Source organism: Pedobacter sp., from assembly GCF_040513095.1.
Classification (GTDB): domain Bacteria; phylum Bacteroidota; class Bacteroidia; order Sphingobacteriales; family Sphingobacteriaceae; genus Pedobacter.
Window position 1 is genome coordinate 1 of the sequence record NZ_JBEVDX010000040.1, and the last position, 22,624, is coordinate 22,624.

Genomic DNA, 22,624 nt, shown 5'->3' on the forward strand with positions numbered 1-22,624 from the left:
GAATCAAATGAACGCGCCTCAGATAAACCAGCATCAGATAACACTTTAGTGATAGCTGCTGTTAAGGTTGTTTTACCGTGGTCAACGTGACCGATAGTGCCGATGTTTAAGTGCGGCTTGCTGCGGTCAAACTTTTCTTTTGCCATGTTTTTATACTTATTAGTAGGTTAACTTTTATTTTTACTTATTGTTATAATACAATTTCAATACAAAAAACCTTGTTGATTCTGTCCATACTAACAGAGTTAACAAAGCCTCGTTTATTTTTATTCCTGAGCCAACGATGGGACTTGAACCCATGACCTCTTCCTTACCAAGGAAGTGCTCTACCGCTGAGCTACGTCGGCTTTTTATTCTCTTCACAATCCCAATACCGGTCTGGCATTTAAACTGTGACCATCCTGCCGACTGCTCTTTGAACCAAGAGCGAAAGACGAGGTTCGAACTCGCGACCTATAGCTTGGAAGGCTATCGCTCTACCAACTGAGCTACTTTCGCTTTTATAATGTGGGGGGAGAAGGATTCGAACCTTCGAAGTCTTGCGACAACAGAGTTACAGTCTGTCCCATTTGGCCACTCTGGTATCCCCCCATTTCTAATAAACCGTCTCATCTCACAATGCAGGTTTAAAAGAGCCTCCTATCGGGATCGAACCAATGACCTACTGATTACAAGTCAGTTGCTCTACCAGCTGAGCTAAGGAGGCTTTTATTATTATTTACTAAACATTCACAGAACAAACCAGCTCTTTAAGGGTTAACCCCTGTTCCGAATTGGAATGCAAATCTACAAGAATAATTGTTACTTGCAAAACTATTTTCAAAAAAAAACCAGCAGTTTTATTGCTGCTGGTTTTTTCTTCAAAAGTTCTGAAAATACTACCCTAATAATCAGTCACTTCATTCGCATTCAGCAAAGCTTTATGCTCCGAAAGTTTTGCTCTTGTTTTATCTTTATGTTTGGTGATTTGTTTTTTTAACGATTCAATGGATAAATCCGTCGCCTCCTCAAAGCTCTTGCATTGTTCCTTTGCAAACAATACCCCTCCCGGGACACTCAGTTTTATCTCACTTATTTTATTAGCCTCATCTTCTACATTCTCTAGTTTCAAATAGACTTCCCCACTTATAATCTGGTCGTGGAACTGCTCCAGCTTGTCAACTTTCTTCTGAATAAAATCTAACAACTTGTGGTCTGCATTGAAATGGATCGATTGAACTGTAATTTTCATGTTTTCCTCCTTTTTTATGCCTTTGGATGGGCTTGTTTATATATTGTTTTTAATCTTTCAATAGAATTGTGTGTGTACACCTGTGTAGCCGCCAAACTGGCATGGCCAAGTAACTCCTTTATCGCATTCAGATCCGCTCCCCTGTTCAGCAGGCTTGTGGCATAAGAATGCCGCAATACATGAGGGCTTTTCTTGTCCTGTGTGGAAATATACGTCAAATAACTCTTTACAATCTTATAGATAAACAGCGGATAAACTGCTGCTCCTTTATTAGTAACGAATAAATCTTCGCTTTTGTTATCAAAATTTTGCAAATTTTTGAGATCAATATACGTTTTCAACTGAGCCACAAGCTGTTTGGTCACCGGAATAATCCGTTCTTTTTTCCTTTTTCCAAATACCCGGATCGTTTCTTCATAAAAATCGATATCTGATACCCTGAGACCTAAAAGTTCAGCAAGCCGCATCCCTGTACCAAAAAGTACCTCGATTACCAGTTTATCACGCTGCGACGGAAAGCTGTCATCAAAGAACTCTCCCGAATCCAGCAAATGGTCTAATTTCTCCTCATCCACAAACACTGGTAAACGCTCAGGAACTTTGGGCGCTTTGATCATTGCCATCGGACTGCCGGCAACGATTTTCCTGCGCTGCAGGTATTTATAAAAACTGCGGAGACTGGAAAGTTTTCTTCCAATGGAATTTGCGCCAATATTTTCGTCCATCAGACGCACCATATAATCCCGTATGTGGATATGCTTAGCCGCTTCGGGCTGCATTTCATACGTATTCAGAATAAAGTCTGTAAAGTGCAGGAGATCCGTTCTGTAGGCAAGTACGGTATGCGGAGAATAACGCTTCTCGTGCTGTATATATGTTAGAAAGGATTCGACCGACATGCATCCAAAATTTGTATCCTGTGAGGTCAATGTACACAAAATGTATATATAAAAAAAGCGCCGGAGGAAAAATCCTCCGGCGCTTAATATATTTAAAATAAAATATCTGGTAAGATTAAATTTTACCTTCCAGGTGCATATTTTCTTTGTAAATCGCGTGTTTAACTAATGTGCGACGAGCAACAGATTTTTTCTCGTATGCCTGACGGCTGCGTAGTTCTCTCAACACACCAGTTTTCTCAAATTTCTTTTTGAAACGTTTTAAGGCTTTATCAAGTGATTCGCCGTCTTTAATATTAATGATGATCATAACGTTAAAATACCTCCTCTCGTTGTTTTTAGGACTGCAAAGGTAACACATTAATATTGATTATCAGCATTAAAAATGAAAATAAGCGCAGAAATGAAAAATCCGGTACACCATTTCAGTGCACCGGATTGTTTAATTATATTTGGTTAGAATATTCGTTGTTGGCTGAACAGGAATTACCCGTTCAGTATTTCTCTTGCAATAACTATTTTTTGTATTTCAGAAGTGCCCTCTCCTATCGTGCACAACTTACTGTCGCGGTAAAACTTCTCTACCGGGAAATCCTTGGTATAACCATAGCCGCCAAAGATCTGTACCGCCTCTGTGGCAGTTCTCACTGATACTTCAGAAGCAAAGTACTTGGCCATTGCAGATTCTTTTGTCATGTTTAAACCCCGGTTCTTCATGTCCGCAGCCTGCCTGATCAGCAGCTCCGCAGCCTCTATCTCCGTAGCCATATCCGCCAGCTTAAAGCTGATCGCCTGAAAACCGGATATCGGCTGGCCAAACTGATGGCGTTCCTGTGCATAAGCCAGGGCAGCCTCGTAGGCACCTTTGGCAATACCCAGGGCCAGTGCCGCAATGGAAATCCTTCCTCCATCCAGAACTTTCATCGCCTGTTTAAAGCCCTCGCCAACGTTACCCAGCAAATTTGCAACCGGTACGCGGCAGTTATCAAAAATCATTTCTGTGGTTTCGGATGCACGCATCCCCAGCTTATTCTCTTTCTTACCGGCATAAAATCCCGGAGTTCCACGCTCTACCACAATGGCAGAAATCCCTTTGGAATCGCCCTTCTCACCTGTACGTACCATCACAACGGCAAGGTCACCGGTTTTTCCATGGGTGATCCAGTTCTTCGAACCATTGATCACATAGTGGTCGCCTTCAAGAGTGGCAGTTGTCATCATCCTTAAGGCATCCGAACCCGTATTGGCTTCAGTCAGGCCCCAGGCACCAATCCATTCTGCTGTTGAAAGCCTGGTCAGCCATCTCTGCTTTTGTTCTTCAGTACCAAAGGCAAGGATATGGCCGGTACATAAAGAATTATGGGCAGCAAGTGACAGACCGATTGACCCGCAAACCCTGGAAATGCCGACAATCACATCCACATATTCCTGGTAACCTAATCCGGAGCCACCATACACTTCAGGTACAAGTACCCCCATCAGGCCCAGCTTGCCCAGCTCTTTAAACACCTCTACAGGAAAGTGCTGCACTTCATCCCACTCCATCACATGCGGACGAATATTCTTCTCAGCAAAGTCCTTCACCATCTGGCGGATCATCAGCTGATTTTCCGAGATACCAAAGTCAAAACCTGTATTTTGAGTGAGTGTGTCCTGCATATTCCTGTTGTTGATGCAATGATAGAAAATATCTGTGCAGCAGCAGCAGTTGAATATTTGCCCTCAAAAAGAACGAAATGGTATTCAGTCCAATTACCTGATCTTAATCACACAAATGGCTGTTATGGGCTTAAAAATATTTTACGGGAATTTGTCCCAATCTGTTAATAAGAAGCTAAAGCATAATTATTAGGAGAAAATTCGAGCAGGCGATCTCTTCCGTTCAGGAAATCCAGCGCAATGATAAAGGAATAACCGGCCACTACTGCATCCAGTTTTTCGATCAGCCGTGACGCTGCAATCACTGTACCGCCGGTAGCCAGCAGATCATCATGGATCAGTACATTCTGACCGGGAAGAAAAGCATCCTCATGAATTTCCAGCGTCGCGCTGCCGTACTCCAGGTCGTACGAATGTTTTACAGTCTTATAAGGAAGTTTTCCGGCTTTACGCATCGGCACAAAAGGCACGCCCAGGTAATTGGCCAGCGACAATCCAAATAAAAAACCCCGGCTTTCAATTCCGGCTACCACATCTACCTTTATTTCCGACAGCTGTTCGGCCAGCGCGGCCACAATAGCATTGCATAAAACTGCATCCTTTAATATAGGTGTGATATCTTTAAATACGATCCCTGGTTTCGGAAAATCGTTTACATCGCGCACAATCTGTTTTATTTTTGTTTCAATCATGATCAAATGAAATATAGGGGGCCAACTTTTCAACCGTTTCAGGAGACAGTATCGCCACCTTTTTTAACTCCGCAATATTACTATAATTTCCGTGTTGTTTCCGAAATTGTATGATGGCATTGATCTGGTTATATTTCAAATAGGGATGATACTTTAAATCATTACGCTCAATTTTATTGACATGGATCATCCGGAGAGCAGTTTTATCAAGGATGAGCTGGTCTTTAACTGCATTGTAGCGGGCGGTATCCATTTGAAATATCTCCAGCAACTGCTCTTTTTTATAATAACCACCCAGGGCCTCCCGGTATTTCACTATCCTCCTGGCAAAAGCAGGGCCGATGCCTTTAACCGAATCAAGCTGCAGCGTATCTGCCGTGTTCAAAGCAGCAAGCACAGGCTTAGGTTTTGTAAATTTATAGGGAGCATACTTATTATACGGCAGCGTATCCCCCGGAGATATCTTGATATAAAGATTCCAGCGCTGAAACATCTCCTCAGTCACCATATACATTTTTCGAAGATCTTCCTTTTTACGGAAACGCCCGCCTTTAGCAGTATAACGGATCATCACCGCCGCCTGTTTGGGCGACAAACCCAGCAGCTGCCACTCAGCCGCAGTGGTATGATTGGGATCAAAGCTGAATAACCGGGCCGGGACTGGCCTGCCCCTGCGGTATGGGTGCTCCTTCAACTGCATCTCCAGCAGCTCTAATTTCCTGATCGCTATACTATCCGCCACCAGATCACCGTTCTCTGGCAGCAGGACAGCAAAAAAATAAGGTATGATAGTGATCACAAGCAGGATAAAAATCAAGACAAGTAATCCGTTATATTCCCTTTTCGAAAAATTGAAGTATATATTAAGCCATTTTCTCATCGCCCAACAATGTACTGCCGTTATTTAGAAATATAAATCTTATTTTTGAGGTCGAACAAAATCTCCTTTAAATTCATATATGAAGATCATAACCACCAAAGAGTTTGCAAAAGCCACAAAAATCGACAAACTGGGTGTTCCGGGATTAGCGGCCCTGCTGATGGAAGTAATGAAATTAAACGACATCAATAAAGTTTTCTCCCAGAACCAGCATTTCAATGGCTTGGAGTTTGTGGATAAAATACTGGAAACGATAGGGGTATCGATCGACTTTGACGAAGATGATTTAAGGAATATTCCCAAGACCGGCGGTTTCATCGCCATTGCAAACCATCCCTACGGTGGTGTAGAAGGTCTGGCACTCGTTAAATTACTATGTACGGTGAGACCCGAAGCCAAGGTAATGGTGAACTTCATCCTGCAGAAGATTCCTAACCTCAACGAATTTTTTGTAGCAGTAAATCCCTTTGAAAATGTACAGCATACCTCCAGCATCAGCGGACTGAAAGCAACATTTGATCTTCTGAAAACGGGTACGCCAATTGGTATCTTTCCTGCCGGTGAGGTTTCTACCTTTAGCCTCGACAAACAGGAGATTACCGACAGGTTATGGCACCCTGTAGTAGGCAAGCTGATCGCCAGGGCAAAAGTACCGGTTGTACCCATCTATTTTCATGGCAATAACGGAGTACTGTTTAACATCCTGAGTTTCATCCACCCCACCCTGCGTACCGCAAAGCTGCCTTCAGAGTTTCTCAACAAACAGGGCTTAAAAATAAAAGTAAGGATCGGAAAGCCGATCAATATCGAAGATATCTCTTACCGCAACAACACCAATAAATTACTTGATTTCCTGCGGGCACGTACTTATGCTTTAGGTACCAGTATCGAGGAAGAGAAAAAACTCTTCAATCCGATCAATCTTTTCAAGATCAAGAAAAAACCTGAGCCGGTTATCGAAGAAACACCCAGGGAAAGTATCGCTGAGGAAATCGGGCAGCTGGAGGCTTACCGGGTATGGACCGAAAAACAATACGAAGTTTATATCTCCCCGACAGCCAACATCCCAACTGTTCTGAAAGAAATAGGCAGGCTGAGGGAAATCACATTCAGGGAGGTTGGCGAAGGAACCAATAAAAAGATAGATCTGGATAACTATGACATCTATTATCACCATTTGTTTATATGGGATAAGGAGAAGCAAAATATTGTGGGTGCCTACCGTATAGGCAAAGGCGATGAGATCCTGCACATGATGGGTAAGCGTGGATTTTACCTGTCAGAGCTGTTCAAGATCAAAGAAGCATTTTACCCGATATTAAACCAGGGTATCGAACTTGGCCGATCATGGATCCGTAAGGAATACCAGCAAAAAGCTTTACCATTGTTCCTGCTATGGAAAGGGATATTAAAATATTTGCTTGACAATCCGCAGTACAGATATATGTTTGGACCGGTGAGTATCAGTAACAACTTTTCTAAGTTCTCCAAATCACTGATCGTGGATTTCATCACCAAGAACCATTTCGATTATGAGCTGGGACAATATGTGAAACCAAGGAATAAATTCAAGGCAGATCTTTCTGCGATTGACAAAGACCTGCTTATCGAAAGCAGTGAATCACTCAAGGACCTCGACGGACTGATCTCTGATATTGAAAATTCACATATCAAAATTCCTGTGCTGCTAAGACAATACATGAATTTAAATGCGAAGATCATCTGTTTCAATACTGATCCTAAATTTTCGGACTGCCTTGATGGATTCCTTCTGGTAGACACAAGGAACATTCCGCCAGAGATCCTGGAGAAGATCGGCAAGAACTTCTAAACAGCAAATTCATTAAAATCAAAAAGCCAGGACATCCACCCTGGCTTTTCGTTTATCAACTAAACCTAAACTTTATAAATACTAACCAAATATTTACATCGCAAATGTAAGGTCAGTATGTTAAGCGAAAATTAAGAATGGGTTATAAAAAAGGCCGGATCATTTAAAATGACCCGGGCTTTCGAAAAACGTTGCGGAAACTAGAAGCTGTATCTCAGACCAAACTGCATCTGATATCTTGATGCAAAGAAATCTTTAGAATATTTACTTGTGTTCGCCTGACTGAAAGTGTAAGTCGGATATGTTGTTGGAGAACCTGCACCACCTGTAGTAGTAGACAATCCTACACTAGCCATTGAGTTAAACGTGTTCGGAGAAAAATACTGTACGCCCCATTTCTTGTTCAGCAGGTTGGTTAAGTTTACGATGTCATAAGTAAACGATAAAGTGTGCTTATGGGTACCGTTAGTAACCACTCTGATGTCCTGTGAGAAACGGAAATCAGCCTGGTAGTTCCATGGTGTACGTGCAGCATTACGTTCTGTAAACTCACCTCTTCTTGTTTTCAGATATTTATCACCATCAATAAAGGCATCGAAAGCAGCGGCCTGTGCAGCACCGGTTGCATTTGCAGCAAAGAACCTGGCTGTTTCGCCAACCTGAGGAATATAGACCAAACTAACTGTTTGTCCTGTATTATTGATTGTAGCGTTTACAAAGCCATAAGAATATGGTGTTCCCGACTGTGCACTAAAGAAAAGGGAGAAGTTAGCTACATATTTACCAGCCTGATCCCAGCTGTGTTTATAGTTCATTGTAGAAACGATCCTGTTACGGATATCAAAGTTAGAGTTGGCTACTCCTGGATTATTAGGGCTTAACGACTGGTTTAACTGCCAGTTGGACTCCATTGAGTTACGGATACCATTGGTCACATCCTTGGATCTTCCGTAAGTATAAGCCGCCATAATATCAAAACCACCTGGGATAGATTTACCGATCTGACCTGTTAAGCTGTAACGATATCCTTTGCTTGTATTGGAAAGCAGGTAAGCATTAGTATACAAAAGACTGGTTTTTCCAGCATCACCAGAGGTGTAAATTGGTTGCTGGTGCTGGGTATCATAGATCAGATAAGTCGGGTTATCTTTAATATTGATCTGCTGGAACATCAAATCATGGATAACTTTAGTATAGATACCTTCAACAGTAAATCTCCACTGGTTAGCAGTTTTGTAATCAAAAGCCAAACTGCTTCTCCATGTTTTAGGCATTTTGAAGTTGTTATCAATTAAATCTACCTGTGTTGCTCCGGCGGCGTCATTTACATTTACGCCTTGTTTAGACACAAATCCAGCTTCACCCTTACCTGTTAAGGCATCAGCGATGGGATCAGAACCTGCTGCAAAAGCTTTGGAACTTGATCTGTTGTCATATGCACCGTATGTTACACCATTATTGTAATAAGCATAACCTAACCATGCGAAAGGAACACGACCAGTAAATAAACCACTACCACCACGCATGATCAGGCTTTGGTCGCCCAATACATCAAAATTAAAACCTACACGTGGTGAAACCTGTACCTGACCAAAGAAGTCATTTTTAATGTTTTTTGGAAGTGTATAAGTATAAGTAGTACCATAGTTAGGATCTACCGGAGCATCAGTAGTTTTAACGCTCAACGGTTGCTTATTTGGCATATCTGCCATATCAAACCTGATACCGTAAGTCAGTTTAAAGCGGTCAGTCATCTGGAACTGATCTTCTCCATACACACTGTACATGTTAACTTTAAATTCAGCTGGTGGATTGTTCAGAATATAATCTCTGCTGTTATCTGTATAGTTGTAGTTCGTTCTTACACGGTTAGGATTTCCAGCCAGGAAAGCATCCACATTGCTATATGCAACACGTCCGTTCCAGCTGTTTACAAAACCATAGGTAATGTTATATAACTCATTGTGTGTACCAAAAGTAAACGTATGCCTTCCTTTAGTCCAGGTAAGGTTATCAGTAAACTCAGTAGTTTTTTGTTTCATGTTAAAGATACTCGCTTCACGGTCTGTACCCAGAAAGATTGTTCCACCTGTACCACCGATTTCAATTTGCGGTAAAGCAGCGTTGGAAGTTGGGGTTCTGTAATCATGGATACTTGAGTAGCCAAAAACCAAACTGTTTGACAGGTTATTGGAAATCCTGCTTTTTAACTCAGCAACTGTAGAGTTCTGGTTATTCGTTTGTTTATAATCGATACCCCCAAACCTGAAGTTAGCCTGGTCACGTTCCAGGTTAGTCGCCTCAGAAGTAATGGTGTTATTACGAATCGTCAACTGGTTTTTATCGTTGATATTCCAGTCTAAACGATTGAAAAACTTATTCGAATTTGAGTAGATATTATAGTTACCATAGGCTCCGGGATCAATACCATATTTGGTTTTCATCAGCGTAGTAATCGCTTGTGCCTGAGCTTCGGTGATAACGGTCATATCAGAAGAACCTGCACCTAAGATCACAGGATCCTGGCGGCGGGTGATTTCTTCATTTGTAAAGAAGAACAATTTGTTTTTAATCAATGGTAAACCTACACGGAAACCAGTCTGATATTCATGAAAATCAGAGGGCTCTTTTGAGTTGTCACCAGTCTTATTTCTTCCGATCAGGGAAGCGTTACGGCCAAAACCGTAAACAGATCCGGTCACTTCATTTGTACCTGAACGTGTTACAGCATTCACACTACCACCTGTAAAATTACCAATCTTCACATCGTAAGGTGCAAGTAACACCTGTACATCCTGGATCGCATCAATAGAAACAGGGTTGGTTCTTGTGCTGCTTCCCGGCATTCCTGAGCTACCACTCTGTCCGCCTAAAGAAGGACTGAAACCAATTGCATCATTGTTGATCGCACCATCAATAGTAACGTTATTGTACCTGAAGTTGGTGCCCATGAATGAATTGTCTTTACTTACCTGTGGGGTTACACGCGTAACATCAGTTAAACTGCGGCTTGTTGAAGGCATATTTCTAATCTGCTCTTCGCCGATCTGCGTGCCTGCACCAGTTTTCAATGCACCTCTTTTACCTTTTACAGTAACTTCTGTCAGTTGCTGGCCTTCGTCTAAAAGGGTGAAATCAACGCGCTGGTCAATACCCAAACCAAGGTTGCCAACTTCTTTGTCCTGTTTACTGTAACCAATATAAGTTACAGTTACTCTATACGGTCCACCCGGGTTCAAATTGTTTAAACGGAAATAACCATCAGTTCCGGTTACTGCACCGTATTTAGTACCAGTTGGAAGATGTACTACCAACACACTTGCTCCCGGAACACTGAGTCCTTTCGCATCTTTTACTTTTCCGCTAACGCTGGAAGTTGTCACCTGTGCATTTACACCCATGCCCATAAAGAGGAGAGCAGTTAGGAGAAAGCAATAGAGATTTGATATAATTCGTTTCATATGAGTTGCCTCTAATTATTTTTTGTAAAATTAGAGTTGCAACGTAACCTTAATATTAAGTTCACATTAATACACTTTGGAATTAATATTAAATTAAAACAGGATTAAAATGGGATTAAAAAAGCTGTTTGAACTGCTATCAGGTGTATTTTACGAAAATGGATGTGTTAACATCAGATAATTGAAAGCTGCAAACTATGTTTCCTGAATATTAAGTTTATGTTAACTATCCTCAAAATGCACCATACATGCTTAATTGTAAACAAAATTGGGGTAGAAATATTGTTTCACGGATACAGTATCTCTGACCGGGGGAGCTCCATAAACTGATTCGGAAATGATCTGCACTTCCAGAATCCATTTTGTCTGATCAGCAGGTTTACCGGGTGTCAGGTTAATCCCCTTAACATATCCATCCACCAGTTTGGATGCAGCAAATAAACACGCCGGGCAGGAACGGCTGATCTCGATCTTCCCATTAACGATATCTTCGCGTGAAAGACTGAATGCATTACCCGTCATTGGTGCTTTGATGTATATAATATAACTCACGCCCTGGTTGAGCACACTGCTCCAGAAAAGCCTGTATTTTCCTGTCACAAAAGTTCCCGGACCTGGATTAACATCTGCCTGTTCAGTAAAAAGATATTGGCAGTTGGCATTGGCCGGACAGGGAGTAAGGTTATTTTCGTCAATCCGGATTACTTCGTCCCTACCGCTTTGCTTAGCGCAGGATAAATTGATAAAAACCAAAGCCAGCAGGCTTAAAAAAAGAGTAATTTGTTTTTTCATGAGATTGTTATTTATTTGATAACTAAAACGTTATCAAATGATTAAACGCTACAGCATATAAAAAAACGACCCTGCCGGAATATCCTGCAGGGTCGTCTCAATAATAAAATAATATTACTTAGTTACAGCACCAGGGGTAGTGTAAGGTAAAGTTTGTGGATCGTAACTAGCCCATCCAGCTGTCCAGTCAGTAGAACCGAATGCACCTTTATAAGCAACTTTCTCGAAGAAAGCATCCGTTAATTTCGCATTTGCAAACGACGCACCGGTAGCAGCAGGAGAACCTGTAAGCAAAGTGAAGTTAGGTACACCAACTCTTGCAGCAGCAACCTGATCTGCAGAATATTTCAATGGATCAGTGTAGATACCGATAGCATAAAGATCAGGAGTGAATACATTCGCCGAAGCAGCTGAAGTCAGGATTGGAGTAATCGCAGCTAAAGCAGTAGCGTTTGAAGCTTTGATTTGGTTGGCTTTTCCGTTAGATCCTGCAACCAGGTTGTTTGTGAAAAACGAAGCACCACTCACTAAATAACTTGAAGAGTTTGCACCACTGGCTGGCAATGCATCATCATAAAAAACACCTTCAGTGTAACCTGCAATAACAGAGTTTGCAATGCTGATCTGTGAATTACGACGGATTTGCGCAGCATGCTGATAACTCGCGTTAACTGTAGGAACTGGTGTAGGTACCGGAGCTACCGGACCCAAGATAGTCATGTTTGAGAATACAGCTGAAGTAAATGGAGCTGTACCGGCACCAGTTGAGATGTTGTCTGATTCAAAACCATTCGAACCTGAAACGTCAGCAACACCAGCTAAACGCTGAGCAACACCAAACTGGATTTTACCAGAGAAACCGTTATCAGTATCAAAGTCATCATCCCATGTAGAAACAGCAAGTAAGTGTTTTGCATTTACTGCACCGCCAAACCATTCGAAAGCATCGTCACCTGAACGGAATACTTCTACATATTCAACAGTGGTACCAGAACCAACACTACCAAAGGTTACACCATTGATCTCATTGTCCGGGCCTAAAGCAACACCAGCATATTCAACACGTACATACTTCAGAACACCTGAGTTATCAGCGTTGTCAGTACCACCATGTTTAGCTTTATCCGTTGCATCAGAAATACCTTCAATTGCTACTGAAGTTCCAAGGTTGTTGACACCTTTACCCAAAAGGATTAAACCACCCCAGTCGCCAGGAGCACGGCCACCGGCAACGATGTTGGATGTAAATACAATTGGTTTCTCGGCCGTACCTGTTGCATTGATTTTAGCACCTCTGGTGATGATCAACGTACCCTTAGTACCTCTGTCACCTTTAATAATTGTTCCCGGAGCAATAGTCAGGGTAACATTGTTGGTTACGAATACGTTACCTTTTAACAGGTAAATCTTGTCTGCCGTCCAGTTGGTAGCAGTAGTAATATCGCCAGTTACTTCAACGACACCAGTTACAGGGTTAACCAGCTCACCGTCGTCATCCCCGTTATCACTTTTCGAACAACTTGCGAAAAACACAAGTAGACTCAAGGCTGTTGCCAATAATTGTTTTTTCATTTTTTCGTTTTTTTATTAGTGTAATTTTATTTGAGATTTGGTTTATTAGAAAGTATATGAGAATGCTACTGAGAAATTACTCCCAGCTTTAAAGCTGCTCACCGTATAGTCGTTAGGAGCACCGTCATATTTTTTGTTGGTATTTATATCATAATAGAAAGTAGCTTTCTGATTTAAGATATCGCCCGCATTAAATTTCAGCTCGCCTTTGTTTTTCAGCAATTTCATTCCCAGCTGTAAGTCGATCACATCTCTCGGTGCTTCCCAGATTGAAGGGTAAAGCGATCCTGCTGCTACAGCAAGCCTGCGTCCTACTTTATTATAGAGAGCGTTGAAAGTAAACTTGTTATCAAGGAAACTGTGTAGTAATCCTGCATTAATTACGTATGGAGCCTGACCAACCATTACGCGGGTACCTTCAACGTTATTTAAACCTGTATTCGTATCATTTGTTACTTTCGATTTAATAACCGATACGTTGGCATAAGCTGTAGTGTTTTTCAGGAAATCATTTTCTCTGATAAACTCAAGGCTCTTGCGGATCTCAAATTCAGCACCGTATACAGTTGCTTTATCAGAGTTGAAATAAGTAACCGTTCTGGTAGATGTTGCATCGTTATTGAAAGTCTCGATTGCATTTTTGAACTTCTTGTAGAAACCGGATACCGAGATGATCTGTCCGGCCTGCGGGTACAATTCAAAACGGATATCCGCGTTATCGATATTTGAACGTTTTAAATTAGGATTACCCTGTAAGTTTGATAAGGTCTCGTAATCATAGTAAGTAGAAACCGATAACTCCCTGAACTCAGGACGTGCAATTGTGCGGTAATAAGATGCCCTTAAATTGATTTTATCTGTAAGGTTATAGGTAAAGTTTGCAGAAGGTAAAACGTCAGCATAGTTCTGTTTCACTTTTTCAGCTGCCGCATCTTCCGGTGTCAGGTTCACATTGAACTGTTCAACACGTACTCCCCAGACTAACCTTGCCTTCTCAGCAAGTTTGTTATCCAGCATAGCATATCCTGCGTTGGTTAATGAATTGGCAACATATTGGTCCAGCCTGTTGTAAAGTTCAGCGATCCTGAAGTTACCTCCATTGATCAGACTGGTTGAATACAGCTTATCAATGGGCAATTGCCGTATTTGTTCGCTGATATCTGAGGAATTAACAGTAGCACCAAGAAAACGTACATCAAAAGTACGATCGCGGTATAAGGCGCTCAAACCTGTTTTGAATGTTGCCTTTGAATTGAACATAGTTAAAGGCAATGAGTAATTTACAGCACCTGTGTATGAATTTTCATTCATCCTTGAAAATAATCTTGCGTTTTCTCTTCCCAGTGTAGTAATGTTGGCCGAGTAGGGAGTGCTTGCATCAGCAGATGTAAGCCTTGCATAGTTTAGTTTTTTCTGATCAGGCTGATCATTTAATACATTACTGAAACTTAGTGACCAGTTTAATTTTGCATTGCGCTCACCCAGCTGGTGATCACCTTCAACTGTAGACTTTAATAATGATTTTTGCATCAGGTCGAATGCATAGAACTGAATATCACTGCTGATCGCACGGTTAAGCCCTGTTCTGTACAGGAACTGATCTTCATAAATCCTGTTGTAAATATTTTTAAACGTAATTTTGTTCTTTCCAAAGGTGTAAGCAAAGTTTGCCAGTGCACCAATGTTTGTAGAGAACTTATATACATCATCATTATAATCAAAATCATAATACTGACGTTTCACATCATTGCTGATGGTTTGTGCGTTACGGTAAGTCAATGATACCAATGCCCCAAATTTCCTGTTATTTTTAAGGTCTTTTACCCTTCCGATAGTGAATTGGTAATTTTGAGTTGGTAAGGCTGTAAAATTATCAACTCTCCAGCTGCGAGGTAAGGCTTTTAAAGCCGAAACATTTTGTGCAGGAGTTAGTCCATTATTGATCCTGTTCGTACCCGGAAAATTAGAACCAAGTTTTTTATCTCCGTTATCAAAACCGAGATAGTCTGTTATATTTCTTGTACCGCTTTTAAAATCCTTAAAAGTTGATGCAGTATTGTAACCTGCACCTACACCAAATGAGATAAAATTCTGTTCCGGAATATCTTTGGTAGTAATCTGAATCGCACCACCCGCAAAATCACCGGGAAGATCTGGTGTAGCAGTCTTACTGATAATCAGGTTATCTACAAGATTGGAAGGAACGATATCAAATGAGAAAGCTTTCCTGTTTGGCTCAGTACTGGGTAAAGTAGATCCGTCAAGCATTGCGGCGTTATACCTGTCGCTTAACCCGCGGATAACTACAAATTTGTTGTCCTGAATAGTTGTTCCGCTTACCCTTTTTAATACATCTGAAGTATTTTTATCTGGTGAGCGCTTGATCAGTTCCGAAGAGATACCATCAGAAATCGCAGCGTTATTTTTCTGCTGTGCATATAATGCATTGATAGTTTCTTTTTTGAATGAACCTTTAATCACAACCTCGTTCAGGTTCTGAGAATTAGATTCCTCAAGGATTACATTAAGTATAGTGTTTTTTCCGCCGGTAACTTCTACCTCACTGATTTCTTTTCCTGTATAACCTATATACTGGTAAACAACGGTATATTTTCCATTGGCTAATCCTGTGATCGAATATTTACCGTCAACATCTGTGGCCATACCTTTGGTAGAACCTTTTAGCTTAACAGTAACTCCTATAAGTGTTTCTCCTGATTTTTTATCACTGATGGTACCTGAGATCTTGCCTGTACCCTGCGCGAAACTGGCTGCGCTCATAAATACGAGCAGCAAAAGCGTAATTATTACTTCTTTAAATTGTCGTTGTGGTTTCAATTGCCTTTGATTTGAATAAGGGCAAAGCTATTACCACAGTGTTAAGTATACGTTAGGGTCAGGTTACATTTTAATCCATTTTTAATTCCGTTTTAATTTCGCTTTAATTCGCATTTAAACTCATTTTAATGCCGCTTTAATCCAATTTTAATGGAAAAAATCTCCAGCAGCCAGATTGGCCCGATTAACACAAATTTAACACCACTGAGAATTGAGGTTTTCTTTCCTTCTATTTTCTGACCGATTAAAAGCCCTGCAACACCAGCTACCAGTGTAACAGTACAAACCAGCCACAATGCCGGTCCACCCGACAGTTGCCACTTTTCAAACTGTACTACAATCAGCGACAAAGCAAAAACCAGTAATAACATCATGTAAGACAAAACAGGAGAAAGCCTGTAATAATAGTATCCCGCGAAAGCGATTAAAAAGGAAGCCCAGTTCAGAAAGCCGTTATACTTCCCCAGGAAATCGAGATGAGGGAAAGGAACTGACCATGCCAGGCCAAGGATGCTGAACAGGATAAGGGGAATACACACCCAGTGGATCAGACGGTTTAAAGGATGCTGCCTGGTAGCAGCATATTCAGCAAAGAGCACATCAATTTCCCGCTGAGGTACTTTGGTCACATTTTTTTGTTCCTTCTTCATCCTGCAAAAATAACCATCATGAGCATACATCCATCAAAAAAGCAGGCATAAAAAAAGCGACAGGTAATCCTGTCGCTTTATAAATTTATACTTTATGTCTTACTTGGCGAAAGCCACAGACCTGGTTTCCCTGATCACGGTAACTTTAATCTGACCAGGATAAGTCATTTCAGTCTGGATACGGTTTGAGATATCTGCTGCAAGCAATTCTGCCTGCTGGTCAGTTACCCTTTCACTTTCTACCACAACCCTTAACTCTCTACCTGCCTGGATTGCAAATGTTTTCTCTACGCCAGGGTAAGATAAGGCCAGTTCTTCCAGTTCTTTTAAACGTTTGATATAACTTTCCACTACCTCACGTCTTGCTCCCGGGCGTGCACCGGAAATTGCATCACAAGCCTGGATGATCGGAGAGATCATAGAGGTCATTTCGATTTCATCATGGTGGGCTCCTATTGCATTACAAATCTCTGGATGCTCCTTATATTTTTCGGCCAGCTGCATACCTAAAATTGCGTGTGGCAATTCAGGGTTATCATCAGGTACCTTACCGATATCATGTAATAATCCGGCACGTTTAGCCATCTTGGCGTTAAGGCCAAGCTCTGCCGCCATCGTTGCACAGAAGTTTGCTACCTCACGGGAGTGATGCAGTAAATTTTGTCCGTATGATGAACGGTAACGCATACGTCCCACCATTCTGATCAGCTCAGGGTGCAGGCCGTGGATACCCAGGTCAATAACTGTACGTTCACCTATCTCTACGATCTCGTCTTCAATCTGTTTTTTTGTTTTTGCTACAACCTCTTCAATACGCGCCGGGTGGATACGTCCGTCCGTTACCAGACGGTGCAGTGCCAAACGAGCAATTTCCCTTCTTACAGGGTCAAAACCCGAAAGGATAATTGCCTCAGGGGTATCATCTACAATGATCTCAATTCCTGTTGCTGCTTCCAGTGCACGGATGTTTCTGCCTTCGCGACCAATTACGCGCCCTTTGATCTCATCACTTTCAATATGAAAGATAGATACAGTATTTTCAATTGCGGCTTCTACAGCTGTACGCTGTATCGTCTGAATAACCACTTTTTTTGCTTCCTTCGTTGCAGTCAGCCTGGCTTCATCAACGATGTCCTTTACCTGGATCATCGCCTGTGTCCTGGCTTCCTGTTTCATGTTTTCTACCAGTTGGTTTTTAGCTTCTTCAGCACTTAACCCAGCGATAGTTTCCAGTTGTTTCACATGCTGATTTTTCAGCACCTCTACTTCTTCCTGTTTTTTAACCGCGATATCAGTTTGTTTTTCCAGGTTCTTTTTGTGGTTATCCAGTTCCTGCTCCTTGCGGTTCATGTTTTCCAGACGCTGGTTTACTGATTGTTCCTTCTGCTTAATTGCGTTCTCACGCTGGTTTACCTGGTTGTTTTTGGCATTTACTTCCTGCTCATGTTCGGTTTTCAATTGCAGAAACTTTTCTTTAGCCTCTAATAACCTGTCTTTTTTTAAGATCTCAGCGTGGCTCTCTGCTTCTTTTAATATTTTCTTTACTTTGCTCTGTGCTGCAATCTCCTGCTGTTTCAGCAGGTTGCGCAACAGGTATCTGCCCACTAATATACCAACGACTAAGCTGGTCAGGACATATCCAATTATTGCTATTATTTCCATTTTAATTTATATATATAAAAAACCCGAATAAACATCTTATCTGTAAGGATGCTTATGCAAGTCTGCATTATTTATGCTCATTTGCCCAACAACAAAAAACCGCTGTTAAAATTTTAGTTCCTGCATACTGCTCTGAATACTTGCAAAATTCAAATTGCAGCTTAAAAAGCCACAATATAATACATGTATTCAAGAATCACCTAAACAATGAAACTAAAAACTTAACAACGGTTAAAGCTTTTATGCTAATTGAAACAACAGAAAGGTCTATTTAGTAAAAAAGTCGTTCAGTAAACTATCTAACTCTTCAACTTTTTCAGCTACTGCAGTATCCTGGTCCTGCACTTTATTTTCTACCCTTAATACGGCAGTCGCATAATGCAATACCGCCATAGATAGCAAATCCTGTTTATCTCTGACCGCATAATTTTCCTGGTAGTCCTTTATACGCTCGTTGATAATTTTGGCTGCCCGCCTTACAATTTCTTCCTCTTCCATATTCACCTTCAGGGGGTAGATACGGTCAGAAATAGTTATTTTTATCGAGATTTCTCCCATTTCTTAGCTTTGTTTCAAAATCGGTGTATTCCTTATTTTTTCAGCAACACTACACATTTATCGATTTCACGCACAAAATCGTTAATTTTTTGCTTTATATCAAGTGTCTTCTCACTTGTCCCTTCAATACTCTTTGCCAGTTTCAGTACCCTCATCTTTTCATCAAGATCAGAGTTCTTTGCTTTCGAAGCATTTAAAGCCAGTTTTACTGAGGCATTCTCCTGCTTCAACAATTCATTTTCTTCCTGTAAAGCATTACAGAGCTCAATTAAACGGGCCGTTTTATGTAATACTGAATTTAATTGTTCCGCAACCGAAGACATTCTAATAAATTGATTGAATCTGTATAATTTTTCTAAAAGTAATAAATAAAATTACTTTCTGATCTCTGCTTTCGCTGTTTGTGCTAAGTTAGCTATAATCTTTTGCATAACTGCATCAATTTGCTTATCGGTTAAGGTTTGCTGGTCGTCCTGAAGTGTAAAATTCAAAGCATATGATTTTTTATTCTCAGGCAGCTTATCCCCTACATACACATCAAACACCTGTACATCCTTCAGCAATTTTTTCTCTGTCTTGAAAGCGATTGATTTCAGGGCATCAAAAGTAACCTCCGTATCTACCAGCATGGAAAGATCCCTTCTCACGGCAGGATATTTAGATATCTCTTTATTGATCACCTTGTTCTTCCTTACGATCTCAAGCAACAATGACCAGTCGAAATCTGCATAAAAAACATCCTTATCCACGTCGGCCAGTTTTTTATCTGCTGCAGTCACGGCGCCGAAGCTAACGATAGCCTGCTGTCCCCTGAAGTATTTCAGTCCGTAAGCAAAATTTTCATCGTTCAGTTCCTCAGTCTGGTAATTGGTAACCGCCAGTCTGCCCAGCACAGCATCTACTGCAGCTTTGATATGATAGAAAGTCACAGGACTTTGTCTCTGGCTCCATGATTCAGCAGCAGCAGCCCCCGAAAGCATAATCAACAGTCTAGGGCGTTCTACATACTTTTCATTGATCAGATGATAGGTTTTACCAAACTCATAGAATTTCACATCAGCACTCTTACGGTTCTGATTGTACGCAACACTTTCCATCGCCGGCATCAGCAGGCTCTGGCGCATCACATTCAGGTCTATGCTCAGTGCATTCAGTATCTTTACTGCCTCTTCCGGATTTTTGGAATATCTTTCCTTGGTCAGAGAGTTGCACATGATCTCCAGGTAACCGTTAGCCGTCAGCATATCAGCAATTACATGCTGGGTTTGCTCTTTGTCTGGCTTGGTAGTAAATGAAAGCGACGCATTCACTTTAGTCGGGATCTCAATATTATTATATCCGTAAATTCTCAGTACCTCTTCAGTCACATCACATTCGCGGGTAACATCAACTTTAAAGCTGGGCACCTTCAGTGACAATCCTTCCTGTGTTTCAGCTGCAACAGTTATCCCCAGTGATGTAATGATAGCTTTAATTTCCTCGTCGGGAATGGCGGCACCAATCAGGCCGGTAATGTTTGCATAACTGACTTCAACATCAAAAGGAGCGACAGGCTGAGGGTAGATATCCCCTACCGCAGAAGAAATCTGACCGCCCGCAAGTTCCTGAATAAGCAGAGCAGCGCGTTTTAACGCAGTCACTGTCATTTCCGGATCTGTTCCCCTTTCGTAACGGAACGAAGCGTCTGTTTTCAAAGTGTGGCGTTTTGCAGTTTTACGTACTGATACTGCATTGAAATAGGCACTCTCTAAAAATATGTTTGTAGTTTTTTCGCTGACGCCCGAGTTTTTACCGCCATATACCCCAGCAATGGTTACCGGCTTCTCTGCATCACAGATCATCAGGTCATCGGCTGATAGTTTGCGTGTAATCCCATCCAGTGTAACAAAAGGTGTTTCATCTGCAACTTTTTTCACAATGATCTGCTTGCCTGCAATCTCATCCGCATCAAAAGCATGTAGTGGCTGACCAAGGTCATGCAGCACATAATTAGTGATATCCACGATGTTATTGATCGGACGGATTCCAATCACTTTCAATTTGTCCTGCAGCCATTCGGGCGAAGCCTTAACGGTAACGCCACTGATCGCCACACTGCTGTAGCGCGGACATGCATCTGTATCCTGAACTTCAACAGCAATGGTTGAATTTTCATTCTCCACTTTGAAAGAGGAGATATCAGGCATGGTCAGTTCAATTCTAAGGTATGCTGCCAGGTCTCTGGCAACACCAAGATGAGAGGCCGCATCGGCCCTGTTAGGGGTTAACCCAATTTCAAAAAGATAATCATCTTCCATCTTGAAATATTCCTTGGCAGGCATACCAGGTACCGCATCGGCATCCAGTACCATGATACCGGCGTGTGAGCCACCTAAACCAATTTCATCCTCTGCACAGATCATACCTTCAGAAACTTCTCCCCTGATTTTGGATTTATTGATCTGGAATGGTTCTCCCTCATTAGGATAAACCGTAGTGCCTACGGTAGCAACTACCACCTTTTGCCCTTCGGCAACATTTGGTGCACCACAAACAATCTGTACAGGTTCTGCCGCACCTACATTTACTGTGGTTACTCTTAACCTGTCAGCATTGGGATGCTGGATGCAGGTCAGCACATGGCCAATTACCAATCCTTCAAGACCGCCCACAACGGGCTGTACTTTGTCAAGGCTCTCTACTTCCAGACCAATATTGGTCAGGATCAGCGAAAGTTCCTGGGGTGTAAGGTCTGTTTGTATGAATTGTTTCAGCCAGTTATATGATATCTTCATGTTCTAATCTCAATCTAAAATGCAAAGATATAAAATAATGCTTTGCGCTATAAGAATTCACCTATAATCAACAGATAATTACGATCAGATGAATCCTTCATCTGCGAGACTAAGATAGGAAGCGCCTGCCACAATGAGATGATCAAGTACGGGAAGCTCCATTGTCCTGCCGGCTTCGATTAGTTTTTTGGTGGTCCTGACATCCTCATTGCTGGGTTTCAGGTTGCCGGAAGGGTGGTTATGGAAAAGGATGAGATAAGCGGCATTCCGGTCCAGGGCCGTTTTAAAGATAATTTTCGGATCTGCAATTGTCCCTGCACGGCCTCCCCTGCTGACCATTGTTTTATCGATGACTCCATTTGCAGCATCCAGCATCATAATCCAGAATTCCTCCTGACCCAGATCTGTCAGTACCGGATGCATGATTTCAAAGGCATCCCTGGATGAAGTAATTTTTGCTTTCAATTCTGCGGGTTCTTCTTTTCTCCGGCGGCCGAGCTCCAGGGCAGCAATGATTGTCAGGGCTTTGGCATCGCCAATTCCGTGGAACTGCCTGAGTTCATTTAAGGAGATTCGCCCCAGTTCAGAAAGGCTGTGTGCATACTCAGCCAGAATGCGCTGACCTAAAGATACAGCAGATTCTCTCAGGCTTCCCGAGCCTATCAGTATAGCGATCAGTTCAGCATCAGAAAGAGACCTGCGGCCCTGGCGGATCAGCTTTTCCCTGGGCTGTTCGCTGGCGGCAAGGCCTTTGATTCCATTTTTTTGTTTACGTTTTACCATAAACAAAAAAACGGGATAAGCCATTGGCTATCCCGTTTTCAATATTGTAAACTTAGAACTATTTTAAGTTGTTAACAAATTTAGTCAACTTTGATTTATTGTTGGCAGCTTTGTTTTTGTGAATAACGTTTTTCTTAGCTAAACGATCAAGCATAGAAATTACTTTAGGCAATAACTCCTGACCTGATGTTTTATCTACAGAAGCACGTAATCTTTTAATAAAAGTACGCGTTGTTTTTGCTTGGTACCTGTTACGTAAACGTTTAGTAGCGTTTGCTCTTATTCTTTTTAAAGATGATTTATGATTTGCCATTTTTTAGTATAATAATATTTTATATAATT

Annotated in this window: 19 protein-coding genes and 4 tRNA genes; 1 reads left to right on the forward strand and 22 read right to left on the reverse strand. The window is 41.6% G+C overall.

What is annotated here, in order from left to right:
* The 11 genes from ABWY16_RS05620 to ABWY16_RS05670 all read right to left on the reverse strand — a co-directional run.
* The coding region (locus ABWY16_RS05620; RefSeq protein WP_353903688.1) for a GTP-binding protein at positions 1–146 on the reverse strand (146 nt) is incomplete at its 3' end.
* A gap of 129 nt (positions 147–275) precedes the next feature.
* A tRNA-Thr gene (locus ABWY16_RS05625) sits at positions 276–347 on the reverse strand.
* A 78-nt stretch (positions 348–425) separates the two neighbouring features.
* Positions 426–498, reverse strand: a tRNA-Gly gene (locus ABWY16_RS05630).
* A gap of 10 nt (positions 499–508) precedes the next feature.
* Positions 509–591, reverse strand: a tRNA-Tyr gene (locus tag ABWY16_RS05635).
* Positions 592–633: 42 nt separating this feature from the next.
* Positions 634–706 (reverse strand) — tRNA-Thr (locus tag ABWY16_RS05640).
* 177 nt (positions 707–883) lie between these two features.
* Positions 884–1,231, reverse strand: a complete 348-nt coding sequence (hpf, locus tag ABWY16_RS05645) for a ribosome hibernation-promoting factor, HPF/YfiA family (protein WP_142528236.1) — start codon at positions 1,229–1,231, stop codon at positions 884–886.
* Positions 1,232–1,245: 14 nt separating this feature from the next.
* Positions 1,246–2,130 carry a tyrosine-type recombinase/integrase gene (locus ABWY16_RS05650; protein WP_353903676.1) on the reverse strand — a complete coding sequence of 295 codons (885 nt, stop codon included), beginning with the start codon at positions 2,128–2,130 and terminating at the stop codon, positions 1,246–1,248.
* Between the two features lie 115 nt (positions 2,131–2,245).
* Positions 2,246–2,440 (reverse strand): 30S ribosomal protein S21, encoded by a 195-nt coding sequence (gene rpsU, locus ABWY16_RS05655; RefSeq protein WP_041878250.1) that lies wholly within the window; start codon positions 2,438–2,440, stop codon positions 2,246–2,248.
* A gap of 176 nt (positions 2,441–2,616) precedes the next feature.
* On the reverse strand, positions 2,617–3,789 hold the full coding sequence (locus ABWY16_RS05660) for an acyl-CoA dehydrogenase family protein (protein WP_353903677.1): 1,173 nt from the start codon (positions 3,787–3,789) through the stop codon (positions 2,617–2,619).
* A gap of 164 nt (positions 3,790–3,953) precedes the next feature.
* Positions 3,954–4,481 carry an adenine phosphoribosyltransferase gene (locus ABWY16_RS05665; RefSeq protein WP_353903678.1) on the reverse strand — a complete coding sequence of 176 codons (528 nt, stop codon included), beginning with the start codon at positions 4,479–4,481 and terminating at the stop codon, positions 3,954–3,956.
* Complete coding sequence (locus ABWY16_RS05670; protein ID WP_353903679.1) at positions 4,474–5,280, reverse strand: ComEA family DNA-binding protein; 807 nt, start codon at positions 5,278–5,280, stop codon at positions 4,474–4,476. Before ABWY16_RS05670 ends, ABWY16_RS05665 begins: the two co-directional genes overlap by 8 nt.
* Positions 5,281–5,440: 160 nt before the next feature.
* Between ABWY16_RS05670 and ABWY16_RS05675 the strand changes: the two genes are divergently transcribed.
* Positions 5,441–7,192: a bifunctional lysophospholipid acyltransferase family protein/GNAT family N-acetyltransferase gene (locus ABWY16_RS05675; protein ID WP_353903680.1), complete on the forward strand. Its 1,752-nt coding sequence runs from the start codon at positions 5,441–5,443 to the stop codon at positions 7,190–7,192.
* 200 nt (positions 7,193–7,392) lie between these two features.
* Here the strand turns inward: ABWY16_RS05675 and ABWY16_RS05680 are convergent, their stop codons facing one another.
* The 11 genes from ABWY16_RS05680 to rpsT all read right to left on the reverse strand — a co-directional run bounded on the left by ABWY16_RS05680 (position 7,393) and on the right by rpsT (position 22,595).
* Positions 7,393–10,653 (reverse strand): TonB-dependent receptor, encoded by a 3,261-nt coding sequence (locus tag ABWY16_RS05680; RefSeq protein WP_353903681.1) that lies wholly within the window; start codon positions 10,651–10,653, stop codon positions 7,393–7,395.
* Between the two features lie 252 nt (positions 10,654–10,905).
* Positions 10,906–11,445, reverse strand: a complete 540-nt coding sequence (locus ABWY16_RS05685; protein WP_353903682.1) for a hypothetical protein — start codon at positions 11,443–11,445, stop codon at positions 10,906–10,908.
* A gap of 114 nt (positions 11,446–11,559) precedes the next feature.
* Entirely contained in the window at positions 11,560–13,017 is a 1,458-nt protein-coding gene (locus ABWY16_RS05690) for a beta-helix domain-containing protein (protein ID WP_353903683.1), read from the reverse strand.
* 45 nt (positions 13,018–13,062) lie between these two features.
* On the reverse strand, positions 13,063–15,855 hold the full coding sequence (locus ABWY16_RS05695; protein WP_353903684.1) for a TonB-dependent receptor: 2,793 nt from the start codon (positions 15,853–15,855) through the stop codon (positions 13,063–13,065).
* A 125-nt stretch (positions 15,856–15,980) separates the two neighbouring features.
* Entirely contained in the window at positions 15,981–16,505 is a 525-nt protein-coding gene (locus ABWY16_RS05700) for an Mpo1 family 2-hydroxy fatty acid dioxygenase (protein ID WP_353903685.1), read from the reverse strand.
* Positions 16,506–16,604: 99 nt separating this feature from the next.
* Positions 16,605–18,167 carry a ribonuclease Y gene (gene rny, locus ABWY16_RS05705; protein WP_185960452.1) on the reverse strand — a complete coding sequence of 521 codons (1,563 nt, stop codon included), beginning with the start codon at positions 18,165–18,167 and terminating at the stop codon, positions 16,605–16,607.
* 267 nt (positions 18,168–18,434) lie between these two features.
* Positions 18,435–18,725 carry a cell division protein ZapA gene (locus ABWY16_RS05710; protein ID WP_041878266.1) on the reverse strand — a complete coding sequence of 97 codons (291 nt, stop codon included), beginning with the start codon at positions 18,723–18,725 and terminating at the stop codon, positions 18,435–18,437.
* Positions 18,726–18,757: 32 nt separating this feature from the next.
* Entirely contained in the window at positions 18,758–19,048 is a 291-nt protein-coding gene (locus ABWY16_RS05715) for a hypothetical protein (protein ID WP_090559056.1), read from the reverse strand.
* 51 nt (positions 19,049–19,099) lie between these two features.
* Complete coding sequence (gene pheT / locus ABWY16_RS05720) at positions 19,100–21,499, reverse strand: phenylalanine--tRNA ligase subunit beta (protein WP_353903686.1); 2,400 nt, start codon at positions 21,497–21,499, stop codon at positions 19,100–19,102.
* Positions 21,500–21,583: 84 nt separating this feature from the next.
* Complete coding sequence (gene radC / locus ABWY16_RS05725) at positions 21,584–22,282, reverse strand: RadC family protein (RefSeq protein ID WP_353903687.1); 699 nt, start codon at positions 22,280–22,282, stop codon at positions 21,584–21,586.
* 58 nt (positions 22,283–22,340) lie between these two features.
* Positions 22,341–22,595, reverse strand: coding sequence for a 30S ribosomal protein S20 (gene rpsT, locus ABWY16_RS05730; protein WP_142528249.1), 255 nt, complete (start codon positions 22,593–22,595; stop codon positions 22,341–22,343).
* Between the last annotated feature and the right edge of the window lie 29 nt (positions 22,596–22,624).